Origin of the sequence: Microbacterium sp. IO18, assembly GCF_049099505.1 — a bacterium.
GTDB lineage: Bacteria > Actinomycetota > Actinomycetes > Actinomycetales > Microbacteriaceae > Microbacterium > Microbacterium aurugineum.
This window is the reverse complement of sequence record NZ_JBMJAF010000001.1, coordinates 864,854-881,714: the sequence shown is the minus strand read 5'-3', so window position 1 is coordinate 881,714 and position 16,861 is coordinate 864,854. Positions and strand designations below refer to the sequence as shown.

The 16,861-nt window shown below is 69.2% G+C and carries 20 protein-coding genes; 10 read left to right on the top strand and 10 right to left on the bottom strand.

Going from position 1 to position 16,861, the window contains the following annotated elements; all coding sequences use genetic code 11:
- The 4 genes from ACLF6J_RS04355 to ACLF6J_RS04340 are packed head-to-tail and all read left to right on the top strand — an operon-like array spanning position 1 to position 2,674.
- Positions 1-345 (top strand): thiamine-binding protein, encoded by a 345-nt coding sequence (locus tag ACLF6J_RS04355; protein WP_134353486.1) that lies wholly within the window; start codon positions 1-3, stop codon positions 343-345.
- Complete coding sequence (locus ACLF6J_RS04350) at positions 338-814, top strand: GNAT family N-acetyltransferase (RefSeq protein ID WP_047524377.1); 477 nt, start codon at positions 338-340, stop codon at positions 812-814. Before ACLF6J_RS04355 ends, ACLF6J_RS04350 begins: the two co-directional genes overlap by 8 nt.
- A 9-nt stretch (positions 815-823) precedes the next feature.
- Positions 824-2,053: an MFS transporter gene (locus ACLF6J_RS04345; RefSeq protein ID WP_134353487.1), complete on the top strand. Its 1,230-nt coding sequence runs from the start codon at positions 824-826 to the stop codon at positions 2,051-2,053.
- Between the two features lie 9 nt (positions 2,054-2,062).
- Entirely contained in the window at positions 2,063-2,674 is a 612-nt protein-coding gene (locus ACLF6J_RS04340; protein ID WP_134353488.1) for an NUDIX hydrolase, read from the top strand.
- A 14-nt stretch (positions 2,675-2,688) separates the two neighbouring features.
- On the opposite strand, the gene metX is transcribed toward ACLF6J_RS04340, so the two are convergent.
- Both metX and ACLF6J_RS04330 read right to left on the bottom strand, forming a co-directional pair.
- On the bottom strand, positions 2,689-3,894 hold the full coding sequence (gene metX, locus ACLF6J_RS04335) for a homoserine O-acetyltransferase MetX (RefSeq protein ID WP_134353489.1): 1,206 nt from the start codon (positions 3,892-3,894) through the stop codon (positions 2,689-2,691).
- A gap of 169 nt (positions 3,895-4,063) precedes the next feature.
- The gene (locus ACLF6J_RS04330) at positions 4,064-5,386 is read right to left on the bottom strand and encodes a bifunctional o-acetylhomoserine/o-acetylserine sulfhydrylase (RefSeq protein WP_131492192.1); all 1,323 of its coding nucleotides are present in this window, start codon (positions 5,384-5,386) and stop codon (positions 4,064-4,066) included.
- A gap of 193 nt (positions 5,387-5,579) precedes the next feature.
- On the opposite strand from ACLF6J_RS04330, the gene ACLF6J_RS04325 reads away from it, so the two are divergent.
- From ACLF6J_RS04325 to ACLF6J_RS04315, 3 genes are read left to right on the top strand one after another with little or no spacing between them, the layout of a single operon-like run.
- The gene (locus ACLF6J_RS04325; RefSeq protein ID WP_208526528.1) at positions 5,580-6,362 is read left to right on the top strand and encodes an SDR family oxidoreductase; all 783 of its coding nucleotides are present in this window, start codon (positions 5,580-5,582) and stop codon (positions 6,360-6,362) included.
- A gap of 2 nt (positions 6,363-6,364) precedes the next feature.
- Positions 6,365-7,078 (top strand): uracil-DNA glycosylase, encoded by a 714-nt coding sequence (locus ACLF6J_RS04320; RefSeq protein WP_134353490.1) that lies wholly within the window; start codon positions 6,365-6,367, stop codon positions 7,076-7,078.
- Positions 7,079-7,082: 4 nt separating this feature from the next.
- Positions 7,083-7,700: a GNAT family N-acetyltransferase gene (locus ACLF6J_RS04315; protein WP_134353491.1), complete on the top strand. Its 618-nt coding sequence runs from the start codon at positions 7,083-7,085 to the stop codon at positions 7,698-7,700.
- Positions 7,701-7,729: 29 nt separating this feature from the next.
- Here ACLF6J_RS04315 and ACLF6J_RS04310 read toward each other — a convergent pair whose 3' ends face one another.
- From ACLF6J_RS04310 to ACLF6J_RS04285, 6 genes are all read right to left on the bottom strand, one after another.
- On the bottom strand, positions 7,730-8,527 hold the full coding sequence (locus tag ACLF6J_RS04310; protein WP_134353492.1) for an ABC transporter ATP-binding protein: 798 nt from the start codon (positions 8,525-8,527) through the stop codon (positions 7,730-7,732).
- Positions 8,524-9,315 (bottom strand): ATP-binding cassette domain-containing protein, encoded by a 792-nt coding sequence (locus ACLF6J_RS04305; RefSeq protein WP_134353493.1) that lies wholly within the window; start codon positions 9,313-9,315, stop codon positions 8,524-8,526. Before ACLF6J_RS04305 ends, ACLF6J_RS04310 begins: the two co-directional genes overlap by 4 nt.
- Positions 9,312-10,181, bottom strand: coding sequence for an ABC transporter permease (locus ACLF6J_RS04300; protein WP_134353494.1), 870 nt, complete (start codon positions 10,179-10,181; stop codon positions 9,312-9,314). Before ACLF6J_RS04300 ends, ACLF6J_RS04305 begins: the two co-directional genes overlap by 4 nt.
- Entirely contained in the window at positions 10,178-11,128 is a 951-nt protein-coding gene (locus ACLF6J_RS04295) for an ABC transporter permease (RefSeq protein WP_134353495.1), read from the bottom strand. Before ACLF6J_RS04295 ends, ACLF6J_RS04300 begins: the two co-directional genes overlap by 4 nt.
- 17 nt (positions 11,129-11,145) lie before the next feature.
- Entirely contained in the window at positions 11,146-12,666 is a 1,521-nt protein-coding gene (locus tag ACLF6J_RS04290; protein ID WP_134353496.1) for an ABC transporter substrate-binding protein, read from the bottom strand.
- A 92-nt stretch (positions 12,667-12,758) separates the two neighbouring features.
- Positions 12,759-13,685, bottom strand: a complete 927-nt coding sequence (locus ACLF6J_RS04285) for an alpha/beta fold hydrolase (protein ID WP_244093630.1) — start codon at positions 13,683-13,685, stop codon at positions 12,759-12,761.
- A 171-nt stretch (positions 13,686-13,856) separates the two neighbouring features.
- On the opposite strand from ACLF6J_RS04285, the gene ACLF6J_RS04280 reads away from it, so the two are divergent.
- The 3 genes from ACLF6J_RS04280 to ACLF6J_RS04270 all read left to right on the top strand — a co-directional run bounded on the left by ACLF6J_RS04280 (position 13,857) and on the right by ACLF6J_RS04270 (position 15,585).
- Positions 13,857-14,333, top strand: coding sequence for a carboxymuconolactone decarboxylase family protein (locus tag ACLF6J_RS04280; RefSeq protein ID WP_047524084.1), 477 nt, complete (start codon positions 13,857-13,859; stop codon positions 14,331-14,333).
- Complete coding sequence (locus ACLF6J_RS04275) at positions 14,330-15,043, top strand: tyrosine-protein phosphatase (RefSeq protein WP_134353498.1); 714 nt, start codon at positions 14,330-14,332, stop codon at positions 15,041-15,043. Before ACLF6J_RS04280 ends, ACLF6J_RS04275 begins: the two co-directional genes overlap by 4 nt.
- Before the next feature lie 71 nt (positions 15,044-15,114).
- On the top strand, positions 15,115-15,585 hold the full coding sequence (locus tag ACLF6J_RS04270; protein WP_081997082.1) for an SIP domain-containing protein: 471 nt from the start codon (positions 15,115-15,117) through the stop codon (positions 15,583-15,585).
- Between the two features lie 10 nt (positions 15,586-15,595).
- Here the strand turns inward: ACLF6J_RS04270 and ACLF6J_RS04265 are convergent, their stop codons facing one another.
- Both ACLF6J_RS04265 and ACLF6J_RS04260 read right to left on the bottom strand, forming a co-directional pair.
- Entirely contained in the window at positions 15,596-16,039 is a 444-nt protein-coding gene (locus ACLF6J_RS04265; protein WP_208526530.1) for a Fe-S oxidoreductase, read from the bottom strand.
- The gene (locus tag ACLF6J_RS04260) at positions 16,036-16,839 is read right to left on the bottom strand and encodes an arginase family protein (protein WP_134353499.1); all 804 of its coding nucleotides are present in this window, start codon (positions 16,837-16,839) and stop codon (positions 16,036-16,038) included. The genes ACLF6J_RS04265 and ACLF6J_RS04260 overlap by 4 nt, the downstream gene beginning before the upstream one ends.
- Between the last annotated feature and the right edge of the window lie 22 nt (positions 16,840-16,861).

Here is a 16,861-nt window from a genome sequence, read left to right as displayed (position 1 = left end):
ATGCTGATCGCCTTCTCTGTCGCCCCGAGTGGCACCCCCGCCGACGGTGCGCAGCGCACCGACGCCTCCGTGCACGACGCCGTGGCGGCAGCCGTGCGCGTCGTGCGCGAATCGGGGCTGCCGCACCGGACGACGAGCATGTTCACCGAGATCGAAGGTCCGGACTGGGACACGGTCATGGCCGTCGTCAAGCGCGCGACCGAAGCGGTGATGCCGTTCGGGTCACGGGTCTCGCTCGTGCTCAAGGCCGACATCCGTCCCGGGTACTCCGGAGAGCTCGACGCGAAGATCGAACGGTTGGAGTCGGCGATCGGGGAGGCGGCTGCCGCGGAGCCCCGTGACTGATCCGCGTCCGCTCGGATCGGTCGTTCTCCGGACGGCGCTCGCCGAGGACGCCGAGTGGATCGCCGAGCTGCGCGCCGACGTGCTCCGCGCCGACCTGGAGCGGCTGGGGCGCTACGACCCGACGCGTGTCCGGCAACGCTTCCGCGATGCGTTCGAGCCCGCGTACACGCGGATCATCGTGGTGGACGCTGTGGATGTCGGGTCTGTCGCCCTCCGTCCAGACGGCGACATCACGTGGCTGGAGCACCTCTACCTCGACGCCTCGCACCAGGGGAGGGGCGTCGGCACTCGGGTCCTGGCGATGATCCTCGACGACGACCGGCGGTACCGGCTCAACGTGCTCCAGGGCAGTCCGGCGCGCAGCCTCTACGAGCGTCACGGGTTCACCGTCGACTCGCAGGACGACGTGGACGTGTTCATGACGCGAGAACGAGGCGTCCCGGCGGTCGTGCCCCCCGACGGCCGCTAAGCTGATCCGGTGAATCCCTCGAATGAATCGAGGGGTGCGGCGAAGTGGGCGCTCCTCTCTCTCGCCATCGGCAGTTTCGGCATCGGCATGACCGAGTTCGTGGTCATGGGCCTGCTGCCCAACATCGCCGCTGACCTGCTGCCTGCGCTCTGGGCGACCCGTCCGGAAGAGGCGCTGAGCCAGACGGGATGGCTGATCTCGTTGTACGCGCTGGGTGTCGTCATCGGCGCCCCGACCATCGCCGGCTTCGTGGCGCGCTACCCGCGTCATCGAGTGATGATCGTGCTCGCTCTCGCGCTCACGGTGTTCAATGCCCTCACGGTGGTGCTGCCGACCTTCGAGCTCGTCGCCGCCTCGCGATTCCTCGCCGGGTTGCCGCACGGTGCGTACTTCGGCATCGGAGCCCTCGTCGCCGCCGATGTCATGGGTCCGGGAAACCGTGCCAAGGGCGTGGCGTTCATCCTCACCGGCCTCACGGTCGCCAATGTCATCGGGGTGCCGCTGGGGACCTTCCTCGGGCAGGAGTGGGGGTGGAGGGCGGCGTTCGCCGTCGTGGCGCTGGTGTTCGCGCTCGCAACGCTGTGCATCGCCCTGTTCGTCCCCGCGCACCCGGGCGATCCGGGGCGGACGATGCGTCAGGAGCTCCGGGTGTTCCGGCGGGCGCAGGTGTGGTTCACACTCGGCATCGGCGCGATCGGCTTCGGCGGGTTCTTCGCGGTGTACAGCTACATCGCGCCGTTGGTGACGGACGTGGCGGGGTCACCCGAGTGGGCGGTCCCGATCGTGCTCGTGCTGATGGGGCTCGGCATGACCGCCGGAAACCTCGTGGGCGGCCACCTCGCCGACATCGATCTGCGCCGCACCCTGCTGTGGGGACTCGCGGCGATGGCGATCGTGTTCTCCCTGCTCGCCTTCCTGTCGTTCTGGATCGTGAGCCTCGGGCTGACGGTGCTCGTGGTCGGATTCGTCTCCTCGGTGCTGAGCCCGACCATCCAGACGCGTCTCATGGACGTGGCCGGTGACAACCAGTCGATCGCGGCGGCGATGAACCACTCGGCGCTCAACATCGGGAACAGCCTCGGCGCCTTCCTGGGCGGTGTCGTGATCGCCGTCGGATGGGGCTTCACCGCGCCGGCATGGACCGGAGCAGCGCTCGCCGTCGCCGGGCTCCTGATCGCCGTGCTGTCGTACCGCATCGAAGCGCGTCGCCCCGAGGTCTCTGAGCTCGTCGCGTCGTAGAGTGACGGGATGACTGCCCCCGAGGATTTCCTGCCTGTCGCCGGCACCGTCGTCCTGCTGCGGCCTGCGGAACCCGGGTTCGAGGTGCTGCTGCTGCGTCGACCAGACCGCGGATCCTTCCCAGGCGCCTGGGTGTTCCCGGGTGGCAAGGTCGAGCCGGAGGACCGACGCGACGGCGAAGGGGACGTCGAGGACGCGCGCCGGGCCGCGATCCGGGAGACCTTCGAGGAAGTGGGGCTGGTGGTCGACGATCTCGTCGTCCTCTCCGAATGGCAGCCGCCGATTGAGGCTCCCACCCGCATCCGCACCTGGTTCTTCCTCGCCGCGGCGTCGGACGCGGTGCCGTCACCTGCTGAGGACGAGGTCGCCGAGTTGGCCTGGGCGCGGCCATCGGAAGCACTGGCGCGCCACGGGGCGGGGGAGTGGATGCTGTACCCGCCGACGTGGGTCACGCTGCACCGCCTGTCCGCGTTCGCGGATGCCGCTGCGGCACTGTCGTCCGGCGGTGCAGCGGAACTCTTCCAGACGCGTGTTCTCGATACCGAGACCGGTCGTGACTTCTCCTGGGAGCAAGGGCGCCTCGAGGCCGGCGTGCTGCCGTGGAGGTTCGTCGCAGGCTGAGGCGTTCGGGAGGCTCAGCTGTCGAGGAGCCGGCGGAGGTTCGACCCGACGGCTTCGGTCTCGATCAGGAACCCGTCGTGTCCGAAGTCGCTGGTGAGCACCACGGCCTCGTCGTCGATCACGTGCGGAATGCTGCGGGCGATGCGCTGCTGCCCGTCGACGGGGAACAGCCGGTCGCTGTCGATCCCGAGGACCAGCGTGGTCGCCGTGACCGCCCGCAGAGCTTCTTCGACACCCCCGCGCTCCCGCCCGACGTCATGCGAGTTCATGGCCTCCACGAGGGTGATGTAGCTGTTGGCGTCGAAGCGGCGGGTGAACTTGTTGCCGTGGAAGTCCAGGTACGACTCGACCGCGAAGCGCCCGCCGTGCCCGAGCGGCGATACCTCCGACTGCCAGGACCGCTGGAAGCGCTGGTTGAGCTCGATCGGGCTGCGGTAGTTCAGCAGGGCCATGCGCCGCGCCAGGGCGAGACCGCGGTGGGGGCCGTCGCCGTCGGACAGGTCGTAGTACTCGCCGCCCTGGAACCGCGGATCCATGCGGATGGTCTCCAGCTGCACGGTGTTCAGCGCGATCTGGTCGGCCGTCGTCACCGGCGGAGAGGAGAGGACCGCGAGCCGCTGCACGCGCTCGGGGTGGGTGGCGGCCCACTCCAGGGCGTGCATGCCCCCCATCGAGCCGCCGATGACCGCGGCCCACGTGTCGATTCCCAGCGCATCAGCGAGCCGCACCTGCGCCGCCACCTGATCGCGGATCGTCAGGTAGGGGAATCGCGATGCCCACTCGTAGCCGTCCGGGGCGACACTCGCCGGGCCCGTGGAGCCCTGGCAGCCGCCCAGCATGTTCGGCGCGATCACGAACCAGCGATCGGTGTCGAGGGGTGCGCCGGGGCCCGTGATGTCCTCCCACCAGCCCGCGGTCGGATGGCCCGCTCCTGCGGGGCCACGCAGATGGCTGTCGCCCGTGAGCGCATGGAGGACGAGGATCGCGTTGTCGCGGGCGGCGTTCAGCTCGCCCCAGGACTCGTAGGCGATCCGGATGCCGGGCAGCTCCGCACCGCTCTCCGTGGCGAAGGCTCCGAAGGCGGCGAAGCGCCTGCCGCCGACCGGGTCACCATCACGCCAGGCCCCGGTCGCCGGGGGGCGGGCGCGGAGGAGACGGACGTCGGCCTCCGTCACGGGTGCCGACGGCACCGTGTCCTCGGAGGTCGTCTGCCAGTCCATCCCTCCATTGTCGCGTGACCCGGCACACTTCGGCGGCAGGTTACGCCCCGATCTCTCGTGCCCCCCACTTCCGGTCGACGCCCCCGCACAGCGTCGACGCCCCTCCTGAGAGACGTGATTCAGGAGGGGCGTCGACGGTAGGACGGGGTGTCGACCGGAACAGCGGGGGTCAGGCGCGGGCGGCCTCCGACACGGCGCGTGCCGCGGCGAGAGCCTGATCCAGGTCGGCCTTGAGGTCCTCGATGTTCTCGATGCCGACCGAGAGGCGCACGAGACCCGGCGTGACACCGGCCGTGAGCTGCTGCTCGGGGGTGAGCTGCGCATGGGTGGTCGACGCCGGGTGGATGACGAGCGAGCGGACGTCGCCGATGTTGGCGAGGTGGCTGAACAGAGACAGGCTGTTCACGAACTCGCGCCCGGCCTCCACGCCGCCCTTCAGCTCGAACGACAGCACGGCACCGACCCCCTTGGGAGCGTACTCGTTCGCCTTGGCGTACCAGGGCGAGGAGGGCAGACCCGAGTAGTTGACCGTCGCGACATCGTCACGGCCGTCGAGCCACTCGGCGATCTCCTGGGCGTTCTGCACGTGACGCTCGATGCGCAGCGACAGCGTCTCGACGCCCTGGATGAGGTTCCACGCACTCTGCGGCGCGATCGCGGAGCCGAGGTCGCGCAGCAGCTGCACACGGGCCTTGATGATGTACGCGAGGGGGTCGCCGACGGCGGCGGTGTAGCTGGCGCCGTGGTACGAGGGGTCCGGGACCGTGAGGCCGGGGAACTTGTCGACGTTCTTCGACCACTCGAACGTGCCGCCGTCGATGATGACTCCGCCGATGGTCGTGCCGTGTCCACCGAGGAACTTCGTGACGGAGTGCACGACGATGTCGGCACCGAACTCGAACGGACGGATCAGGTACGGGGTGGCGATGGTGTTGTCGACGATCAGCGGCACCCCGTTCTCGTGCGCCACGTCGGCGACGGTACGGATGTCGAGGATGTTGATCTGCGGGTTGCCGATCGTCTCTGCGAAGAACAGCTTCGTGTTCGGACGGACAGCGCGGCGCCATTCCTCGGGATCGTCCTGGTTCTCGACGAACGTGACCTCGATGCCGAGCTTCGCGAGGGTGTACTTGAAGAGGTTGTAGGTGCCGCCGTAGATCGAGCTCGAGGCGACGAAGTGGTCTCCGGCCTGCGCGATGTTCAGGATGGCGAAGGTCGAGGCCGCCTGTCCGCTGGCGAGCACGAGCGCGCCGGTGCCGCCTTCGAGCGCGGCGAGCCGCTGCTCCAGCACGTCCTGGGTCGGGTTCTGGATGCGGGTGTAGATGTTGCCGAACTCCGCCAGGGCGAAGAGGTTCGCCGCGTGATCCGCGCTGTCGAAGACATACGAGGTGGTCTGATAGATCGGCGTGGCGCGCGCCTTCGTGACCGGGTCGGGGGCGGCGCCGGAGTGGATCTGCTTGGTCTCGAAGCGCCAGGACTCAGGTGCGGACATGTGATTCCCCCAGGAGTGGTCGGAAGGTCGGATGGCGGATGCCGTTGCTGCGAGAGTACGGAATATCTCTCGGTGTCAACAGTGAGGGAGAAATGTGACGTAACAGAGCGGTGCCCGCCGTCGCGCGAGCGAGGGATCCGCGACAGCCCGTGGGGGACTCCGCAATCCGGGGCGAACATCGTACGGTGGAGGCATGGCCAACAGACGTGCAGTGGTGACAGGTGCGAGTTCGGGGATCGGCGCGGCGACGGTGCGCGCACTCCGGTCGCGGGGATGGGATGTGGTCGGGGTCGCCAGGCGCAAGGACCGTCTGTCCGCGCTCGCCGCGGAGACCGGAGCCTCCGTGATCGCCTGCGATCTGACCGACCCGGCTGCCGTCGACGCGCTCGTCTCCGCGCTCGCGGAGTCGGGCCCGGTGCACGCGCTCGTGCAGGTGGCCGGAGGTGCGCGCGGTACCGATCGCATCGAAGACGCCTCGGTCGAGGACTGGCAGTGGATGTTCGATGCGAACGTGCTCGCGACGCAGCGGCTCGTGGCGGGACTGCTCCCGCTGCTGCGCCGAGCTGCCGACGCGGACGGGCACGCGGACACGGTCTTCGTCACCTCCACGGCCGCCCAATCGGCGTATGCGGGGGGAGCCGGGTACAACGCGGCGAAGGCCGCCGAGGGCATGCTGGTCAAGGTGCTCCGCCAGGAGTTGAACGGCGAGCCGATCCGGGTGGTCGAGGTCGCGCCCGGCATGGTGCACACCGAGGAGTTCACGCTGAACCGGCTGGGCGGCGACGCCGTGGCCGCAGAGGCCGTGTACGCCGGCGTCGACGCACCGCTCCTCGCGGAGGATGTCGCGGATGTCATCACCTATGCGCTGGAGGCACCGGGGCATGTGAACCTCGACCTCGTCACGATGCGTCCGGTGGCTCAATCCGCTCAGCACCTGCTCGCCCGCGGATCGCTGCGCGTGCGCTCGATCGACTGACGATGGCGCGGACGCTGGCCGAGCTCGCTGCGGACGGCCTCATCGACGCGGGCTGGGCGGAAGCACTCGCCCCGGTCCAGGAGACGATAACCGGACTCGGGGAGAGGCTCCGGGCGGAACAGGATGCCGGGCACGGGTACCTGCCCGCCGGGGAGGACGTCCTTCGGGCGTTCGAACAGCCCCTCGCGGACGTGCGCGTGCTGATCACGGGGCAGGACCCGTACCCGACGCCCGGTCATCCCATCGGCCTGTCGTTCGCGGTGGACCGTGAGGTACGGCCGCTGCCGCGCAGCCTCACGAACATCTACAAGGAGCGGGAGAGCGACCTCGGCATACCGCCGGCGCCGCACGGTGATCTCACCGCCTGGAGCGATCAGGGCGTGCTCTTGCTCAACCGCGTCCTGACCGTCCGTCCGGGGGCGGCCGCCTCGCACCGAGGCTGGGGGTGGGAGAAGGTCACCGAACTCGCGATCAGAACCCTCGTCGCCCGGGATCAGCCTCTCGTGGTCGTGCTCTGGGGCAAGGACGCAGCGAATCTGCAGCCGATGCTCGGTGACACCCCGGTGATCGTCTCGGCCCATCCCTCCCCGCTGTCGGCGAGCCGCGGGTTCTTCGGCTCGCGGCCGTTCTCGCGTGCGAATGCCCTGCTCGCGGAACAGGGGGCCGAAGCCGTGGACTGGAGGGTGGAAGGCGAAGCCGTTCCGTCTCTAAGCTGAGCGCATGCAGTTCGAACCGGGGGACCGTCGCCGTGTCCTCCCGCGCCACCTTCGCCCGCAGGCCGCGCCCGAGATCTTCGCGTACACGATCCGGCCGGTTCGCCCGGCTGACCTGCCTCACGTGCGCGAGATCTACAACCACTTCGTGAGCAATTCCGCGGTCACACTCGATGAGCGACGCAGCAGCATCCCGTACTGGCGCGAGAAGTACGCGCTGCTCACGCGGTTGGAGCTGCCCTTCCTCGTCGCCGTGTCCCCGGGCGGCGTCGTGATGGGATACGCGCTCGCCCAGCCGTGGGCGGGGAAGAACGCCTACAAGTACACCGTCGAGGACTCGATCTACCTGGGCCCGGGGGCCGGCGGGAAGGGGCTCGGAGCCGCACTGCTGCGGGCACTGATCGATGCGTGTGAGCAGATCGGGCTTCGAGAGATGGTCGCCGTCATCAGCGATCGCGGTGCAGAGGCGTCGATACGGCTTCACGAGAAGCTCGGTTTCGTCGAGGCCGGGCGCATGGGGCGCGTCGGGTACAAGTTCGGCCGCGACCTCGGCACCGTGTACATGCGGCGCGTGCTCAAGCCGACGGGACGGCGGCGCGGAAGCCTCTTCGGGGCACGTCGCTGAGCCGGGCGACCGGCGGTGACGATGTGCGCTCAGACGTCCCCGGAGCGCGGGATCACCGGGATCGCCGCCAGCAGGGACTTCGTGTACTCCTGTGCGGGGTGCAGGAGGACCTCCTCCGTCGATCCCCGTTCGACGATGCGGCCGTCCTTCATCACCGCGACGCTGTCGCACAGGTTCTGCACCACGCCGATGTCGTGCGACACCAGAAGGAGCGTGAGGTCCGTCGTCCGGCGAAGCTCCATCAGCAGATCCAGGATCTGCGCGCGCACCGTCACGTCGAGGGCGGAGAGGGGCTCATCACCCACGAGGATGCGAGGTCGATGCACGATCGCCCGGGCGAGCGCGATTCGCTGGCGTTGACCACCGGAGAACTCGTGCGGGTAGCGATCGCCCATCTCGGGCTCGAGGCCTACCTGTGCGAGGACCTCGCGGACCCTCGCTCGGTGATCGCCGTCGATGCCGAGCGCCCAGAGGGGTTCGCGGATGATCTGCCCGGCCGTCATGCGCGGATCGAGCGAGGCGAACGGGTCTTGGAACACCATCCCGGTCTCGCGGCGCAGCCAATGCAGAGACTTGGCGGATGCGGTGGCGTCCACGGGGCGTCCGTCGATGGTGACGATGCCGGATGTCGCTCGATCGAGCCCCAGGAGGAGTCGGACCAGGGTCGACTTCCCCGACCCCGATTCGCCGATGATCCCCACGGATGAGCCCTCGGCGACCTCCAGGTCGGTCGGAAACAGCGCGGTCTGCGTTCGGGGACGCTCGAACAGGGAGCGCTTCGGGAGGCGGTGATCCCGTCCGAGTCCCCGCGCTTCGATCAGGGTCACGAGGCACCGCCGTCCGGGCGCCACAGGGTCGCTGTCGCGTCCCGCAGCAGGCCCTGTGTGATCGGGGAGGAGGGGGCCGAGAGGAGAGTCGACACCGCCCCCGACTCCGCGACGCGCCCGCGCTCGAGCACGACGCCCACGGTCGCGACCTGAGCGAGCACGGCGAGATCGTGGGTGATGAAGACGAGGGACATGCCCTCCTCGGCGACGAGGGTGAGCAGGAGCGACAGGATCTCGGCCTGGATCGTGACATCGAGTGCGGTCGTCGGTTCGTCGGCGATGAGCAGGCGCGGACGGCAGGCGAGAGCCATGGCGATCGCGACGCGCTGCCGCTGACCACCCGAGAGCTGGTGCGGATACCGGTCGACGATCGACTCCGGATCCGGCAGACGCACGCGCGCGGCCTCGGCGATCGCGCGCTCCCGGCCCTCGCGGCGACCGACTCCCTCGTGGATGCGGATCGATTCCGCGATCTGTCGCCCGACGGTGCGGATGGGGTTCAGCGCCGTGCGGGGCTCTTGGAACACGATGCCGATGTCGTCGCCGCGCAACCGGGCCAGCTCGCGATCGGGCATTCCGATCAGTTCCACGCCGTTCCAGCGGATACTGCCGGACGCGCTCGCACCGTCGGGGAGGAGGCCGAGCACGGCGAGGGCGGTGAGCGACTTGCCGGAACCGGACTCGCCGATCAGACCCAGGCGCGCACCATCTGGAACCTCGAACGAGATGCCGCCGACGACGCGGCGCCCGTCGATCTCGATCACGAGGTCTTCCACGGAGAGACTCATGCGACCACCCCCGGGGTATGGACTTCGGCGGAACGGTGCCGCAGGGTCGGGTCGGTCGCCTCGCGCAGGCCGTCACCGAGGACGTTCAGCGCGAGCACGGTGATCGTGATCGCGAGACCGGGCCAGATCACCGAGAGCGGATGCACCCCGATGTAGCGCTGGAGGTCGGCGAGCAGCAGCCCCCAGCTCGGTTCGACCACGGAGGCACCGAACCCGAGGTACGACAGTCCTGCCTCAGCGAGGACGGCGACGGCCATCGACCACGAGAGCTGCACGATGAAGACCGGTGCGACGTTCGGCAGCAGGTGGCGGACCAGGCTCTGCGACGGAGTCAGCCCCGCGGCTCGACCGGCCAGCACGAAGTCGCTCTGCTGCACGCGGCGCAGTTCCGGTCGCGTCACGCGGGCGATGTTCACGCCGAACCCGATCCCCACGGCCCAGATCACGACCCAGAGCGAGCCGCCCCAGACCGAGGAGATCATCATGGCGATCAGGAGGACGGGGAAGGCGATCAGGATGTCGACGAGCACCGCGACGGTCTCCCGCATCCAGCGAGCGGTGAGGGCGCCGAGCGCGGCGAGGGAGACTCCCACGACCGTTGCCACGACGCCGGCGCCGACGCTCACGAACACGGTCGTGCGCGCTCCCGCCATCAGCAGGCTGAGGATGTCACGGCCGGTGTCATCGGTGCCGAGCAGGTGCGGCCATCCCGGGGGGAGCCACCGCTCTCCGATGTCAGACGCCTGAGGGTCGAACGGGGTCCACCACAGGGCGACGAGCGCCGTGCCCGCGACCACGGCCACGACGACGAGCCCGAAGCGCCCGGTCGGGGTGCTCCAGAGGCGGGCGAGCCATCGGGGAGTCATGCGGCCTCCCGTTGGCGGGGGTCGATCGCGCGGTGCACGAGGTCGACGACGAAGCCCACGACCAGCACGAAGCCGGTGAGGACGAGGAGTTCGCTCTGCACCTTGATGAGGTCGCGCGTTCCGACATCGGCGACCAGCATCCGTCCGATGCCGGGGAGGGTGAAGAGCTGCTCGATCACGACCGATCCGACGATGATCCCGGCGACCTGGAGCCCGAGGACGGTGACGATCGAGAGTCCGACGGCCGGGATGCCGTGCTGGATGAGTGCTCGCGTGCGAGTGAGGCCTTTCGCGGCGGCGGTACGTACGAAGTCCTGTCCGGCCGCTTGGAGCGTGGCGCTGCGCACGAACCGCATCAGCATCGCGCCCTCCACGATGCCGATCGTCAAGGCGGGGAGAAGCAGCGACTCGATCGCCCGCCACGGTGTCGACCATCCGGTGCGCGGGAAGCCCTGCGGAGGCAACCAGCCCAGCCAGACCGAGAACACGACGATGAGCATCATGCCGGCCCAGACGACGGGGACGGCGGCCAGCGCCTGGGCGCCGACGCTGAGAGCCGTGCCTCCGCGGCGACCGCGCAGGAGTGCGGCGAGGATGCCGAACGGCACGGCGATCAGCACGGCGATCAGGAGCGACATGATGCCGAGGGGCACGGTGACCTGCGCCTTGAGCAGAAGCTCCTCACCGACAGAGGCCCCGGAGAGCAGGGAGGTCCCCAGGTCGCCGCGGAAGATGCCGCCGATCCACTCGGTGTACTGGGCGACCAACGGGCGGTTCAGGCCGAGGGATTCACGCAACGCGTCGACTTCGGTGGGTGAGGCCTGGGTGCCGGCGATGAGTTGCGCGACGTCTCCCGGGAACACGCGCAGAGTCAGGAAGATGAGCACGCTCGACACGAGGAGCCCTGCGATGAGCAGGGCTCCTCGTGTGAGCGCGTATCGGATCACGGAGGGGTGGCCGCCCGCTACCCGTCGGTGGAGACGGTGACGCCGGCGAGGTCGATGCGCGAGTTGATCGAGTCCTCCGGGAAGCCTGCGACGATCGGACTCACTGCCGTGATGGTCTCGCCGTTGTACAGCCAGTCTGCGGCGTGGTCCTCCGACACGATGCGCGCGGCCTGCGCGAGCAGCTCGGCGGACTTGTCGGGATCGACCTCGGCGAGGGCTTCGGCGTACAGACGCTGCACCTCGGTGTTGTCGTAGCCGAAGTAGTAGTCCGGGTCGGCGAAGTTGCCGAAGTCGCGCGGCTCGACGTGCAGCACGAAGCTGAGGTCGTAGTCGTGGTTGGTGTACACGTCTTCCAGCCAGGTCGGGAACTCCACCGAGTTCACCTCAAGGGAGACGCCGACCTTCTTGAAGTCGGAGATCAGCACCTTCGGCACCGTGGTCCCGTAGAAGGCGGGGATGGTGAGGGTGAGCTCCAGGTCCTCCTGGCCGGCTTCGGCCAGCAGGGACTTCGCCTTCTCCGGGTCGTAGGAGATCACATCGGACAGATCCTCGTAGCCCGGGTCGAGTTCGGGGATGGGACCGTACAGGGTCGTTCCCGCGCCGACGGCTTCGACGAGCGCGTCGTGGTCGATCGCGAGTCGCAGCGCCTCGCGCACCCGGACATCGTCCAGAGGGGCCTTCTGGTTGTTGAACGCCAGCGTCGCCTTGTCGGTCGTCCGGCCCTTCGTGAGAGCGAACTCGCCGGAGTCCTCGAGCTGCGGGGCGAGGTTCGGGTCCACGGCGGTGAGCACGTCGACGTCGCCGGCGAGCGCGGCGTTCACACCGGCGGTGAAGTCGGGGATGTACTGGAACTCCACCTGGGCGACGCCTGCCTTCTCGCCCCAATAGTCGTCATTGCGCGCGAAGGTGATGGTGCTGCCCTTGTTCCACCGGGTCAGGGCGAAGGGACCGGTGCCGTTCTCCGCCGACTTCAGGTCGGTCGTGTCCCCGGTCTTGAAGACCAGCCCGGCGGGGCCCGTCAGGGTGAACAGGAAGTTCTGGTCCGGCTCGGTGAGCACGATCTCCACCGTGGTCGCGTCGGGTGCGGTGATCGAGGAGACCTTCGCGAACTCGGCGTTGCCCTGCACGGTGGCATCGGTGCGCACGGTCTCGTAGGAGGAGACGACGTCCGCGGAGGTGAGCGCCGTGCCGTCGTGGAACTGGATGCCCTCGTTGAGGGTGAAAGTGTACGTGAGGCCGTCGTCGGACACGGTGTAGTCCGAGGCGAGGCGCCCCTCGATCTCGTTCTCCTGCGTCCGGCTGACCAGTCCCTCGTAGATGTTGTCGATGAGGATCTGCTCGAGCGCGGCGCCACTGGTGTGGCGGATGTCGAGGTTGGTCGGTTCGAGGACCAGGCCGACGTGCAGGGTCGCGTCGGGGTCGGGCGTGCCGGTGCCCGTGGTGACGGTCGGCTCGGGGGAGCCGGCGCAGGCGCTGAGTATGACGGCGGTCGCCGCGAGCGCGGCGATCAGCGAGAGACGTCGGGTACGTCGGAACATGGGCGTTTCCTCTCGGTGCGGCAGTTGCTGTGTGCCGTTGGATCGAGCCTAGAGATGCGTGGGATGGTGCGGGTCGGGTATGGAACGAAGCGTCATATTCCGTGGGAGACGGCGGGGGACGCGATGAGGGCGGCGAGGGCGGTCGGGGCGGTCTCCTGGACATTGTGTGTCGCGTCCAGTGTGACCAGGCGGGCGGTGGGCACGCGACGTTGCAGCTCGGCGGCGTCCGCTTCGCTGACGAAGCCGCGCTGCGCGCGGACCAGGGTGATCGGCGCGCGGACGGCGGAGAGATCCTCCCACCCGGTCTCGTGCAGCACGGACGGCGCGGCCACCGAGCCCGGATCGTGGGCCGCGAGCGCCTGGGCGGCGAGGTGCGCGAAGTGGTGCTTCCACTCGACGCGGCCGTCCTCGCGCACGCGGGTGTTGAGGAAGACGCCGCGCTCGGTCTCGGCGCGACTGCCCCCGAAACCGAGCGACATCGCCTTGTCGACCAGCTCATCTCGGGAGGCGAAATCGGTCGGACCGGCATAGAACTCGCGCAGCGCGGCCGGACCGGCGGTGACGTCGATGCCCGGGGTGATGTCGACGACGACGAGCTCGGACACGAGATCCGGGCGCGCGGCAGCGAGTGCAGCTCCGGTGAGTCCGCCGAGGGACTGACCGACGACGATCTGAGGCGGGACCGCCCACGCGTCGAAGGCCGCCGCGATGTCTCGGGCGAGCGTGCGCGGGGTGTAGTCGGCATCGTCACGCCAGGAGGAGTCGCCGTGTCCGGCGAGGTCGATCGCGAGCACGGGCTCCTGAAGCGCCAGGACCGTCGTGTCCCACGTGTGCGCGTTCAGACCGGCACCGTGCAGCAGGGTGACCCGAGGCGCGCCGGTCCCGAACCGCAGCGCGCTGAGTACGCGCCCATCGTCGAGGGGGAGGGTGACACGCTCCACCGGAGGGAGCGGAACGCCGAGCGCATCGGCCTGTGCGGGAAGATAGCTGAACTCGCTGATGTCGATCGCCACCTCCACATTCTGCTCCCTGCGCCCTGAGACGGAGAAATGCGAGAGCAAAAAGTTAAATGTGGCCCAGAGTTCACTTGTCGTTATGTCGACTCTAGTACAGACAGGATTGGCAGTCTGCATTTCGACCCCTTGGGGCGAGCGGGGGGCCAGCGGACGCGCGGCGAATATCATGGAGTCATGAGTGAGACGCGTGTGCACCTGTCCAAGACCGAGCCTGCCGCGTACCAGGCGCTCGATGCGTTCTCGAAGACGGTGGGCCAGATCTGCGCGGCGAACGGCATCGACGATCGTCTCAAGGAGATCGTGATGATCCATTGCTCCCAGCTCAACGGCTGCGCGTACTGCGTACGGATCCATGTCGACCGTGCGGTCGCGGCCGGCGTCGACACCGATGTGCTCACCCAGATCTCCACGTGGCGCGAGAGCGGTGTTTTCAGCGACCGGGAGCGGGCGGCCCTCGAACTCGCCGAGGCCTTCACCTTCATCTCCGAGGACGGCGTCTCGGATGACGTGTACGACCGCGTCGGCAGCGTGTTCACCGAGAAGGAATACGCCGCTCTGAGCTGGGCGTGCGTTTCCATCAACGCGTTCAACCGCATCGTGATCGCCGGCCGCTACCCGGTGCCCCCGCGTGCGTCGCAGGCGCAGGCATGACCGTTCTCCGCGTCGATGGGGTGGCGAACATCCGCGACGTCGGCGGCATCCCGGCAGCAGGCGGTCGCATCCGCGCCGGTGTCCTCCTGCGGGCGGGGCAGCTGTCCGGTGCGACCCCCGCCGGGGCGGCCCTCCTCCGTGAGCACGTGCAGCGCATCGTCGACCTTCGAGACGGCGAGGAGGTCGCAGCGGAGCCGACGGAGATCGACGGGCCGGAGACCACGCACCTTCCCCTGTTCCTGGGGTCGGTGCGGTCATTCTTCGAAACCGACATCAGCCTCGAGGGGCTGTACCTGCACCTCCTCGAGGAGAGCGGCGATCGACTGGTGGAGGCCCTCCGCATCATCGCCGCGGGCGAGCGCACCCTCGTGCACTGCACCGTCGGCAAGGATCGCACCGGGGTGACCGTCGCTCTGGCGCTCTCCGCCGTCGGTGCCGAGAGGGAGGCCGTGATCGCCGACTACGCGCTCACCGAATCCCAGCTTCCCGCCCAGCGCACGCGGCGCATCGCCGAGTACCTGCGGTCTCAGCATCCGGACGCCGTGCATGCCGTCGCGCTCGCGACGCAGTCGCCTGCGCCGGTGATGCGACGTCTTCTCGAGCAGGTGGATGAGCGCTGGGGTTCCGTCTCCGGGTACCTGCGCGCCAACGGGATGACCGAGGGGGAGCTCGCGGCGCTGGCACAGGCGCTCGTCGAGCCGGGCGAGTAGTGCGTGCGCACGCTTTCTCACAGCAGGAGCAAGGTTAGGCAAGCCTTCACTTGGTGTACGATGAAGTCATCATGAACACCTCGCTCGAGACTCGCAGCACGCGCGCGGAACGTCGCGCCGCACGTCAGCGCGCGCACCACCTGGTCACGGCCGACGAGCAGTCGCTCGCCGAGCTCGAGGTGTTCCTGACCACGCTGCCGCTGTGTGCTTCCGGGCGGATCTTCATCGAGGTGCCCGAGGCCGCGGACATCGGCGTGATCGACGCCCCGGGCCGTATGACGGTGACCTGGCTCGCGCGCGAGCAGCGCACCGGTGCGCCCGGCAGTGGTCGCTCCTGCGCGCCGGGACAGGCTCTCGCGCGGGCGACCTGCGCGTGGGCCGATGAGATGATGTGCGACGACGAGATCGAGACGCACGTCACGCTTCTGGGCGGCTACCTGGGGACGGCCGACATCGTCGAGCACCTCACCGGCTCCCTGGCGATCTCCCCGGCACAGATCCGCACGCCCGAGCGTTTCGGCCTGCTGCCCGCGCAGCGCTGAGGCGTAGCTCTCAGCGGGTGCGCCGCACGTAGTTCCCGTCTTCGAGCCCCGCTTCGATCTCGAAGCGGTTGCGCAACGGGTCGCGCCCGGCGAACAGGTAGAGCACGGGCATCAGGAAGCCGTAGCGGAGCCACTGGGCCTTGTGCACGGCCTCGTGGCGCAGCACGGCTTCGGTCGGACGCGCGTCACCGGTCAGGAAGCAGCCTCCGACACAGACCCCGCCGCGGCGAAAGGTCCACTTCGGCATGCCCCGGAAGACCCAGAGCCCGGAGCGTCTCTCCACCGGGCCGGTGCTCCACAGCGCGCCCCACATCCAGCCCACGGAGGTGCCCCACGCGTAGCCGAGTCGGCTGATCGGGGAGCGCAGCAGGAAGGAGGGGATCCGTCTGTCGAAGCGGCGCCCGCGCGCGAGCATCTCTTCGGCCGTTGCGCCCCATTCCGAGTCCGGCGTCATGCCACCGCTCCGATCAGTCGCAGCAGCGCGCCGAGATCATCGACGGCGTCGGCCGGGGACCGCGGAGCGAAGCCGGCGATGGTGGCTCCGGCGAGCGGGATCTCTCCGCGCAGGGTTCGGACGGCGGTGCTGAGTGCGGCGGGGGAGAGGCCGAACGGCACGGACGACGACACACCCGCGAAGTCCGAGGGATCGAGCACATCGACGTCGATGTGAACCCACACGCGTGAGGCGCCCGTCGAACGCACCGCATCCAGCAGAGCCTCCGGGCGCTCGAGATCGGCGACCGAGAGATTCGTCAGCGGCGCGAGCGGCGCGATCTCCGGGTCATCGAGGGTACGCATGCCGACGGTCACGACGCGGTCGGCAGGGATTGCGGGGGAGAGCGCCAGTTGCTCCTCGCCCTCGCCGAGCAACGCGCGCAGTGCCATGCCGGAGAAGGCGCCCGAGGGGGACGTCTCGGGTGTGTGCAGATCTGCGTGTGCGTCGCACCACACGACGGCCAGATCCTCGGTGCCGCCCGGGAGTGCATCGAGGGCGGCGACGGTGACGCTGCAGTCGCCGCCGATCACCACGGTGTCGGCGTCGATATGACCGTGCACGAGCTCTCGGGTCCGGAGCAGCGCACTCAGACGGCGGACGCCCGTGCCGAGCGCTTCACCGGCCTCGACCGGCACGTCCAACACCGTTGTGGCCGCGCGGGGCAGATCGCCGGCGATCGCGGACGCGCCGTCGACGAGGAGCATCGCCCGTGGCGCGGGTGAGCCCTGCCACTGCGGGATGACCAGGAATCGCACCATGGGTGCCTCCGAGGGAGAACGC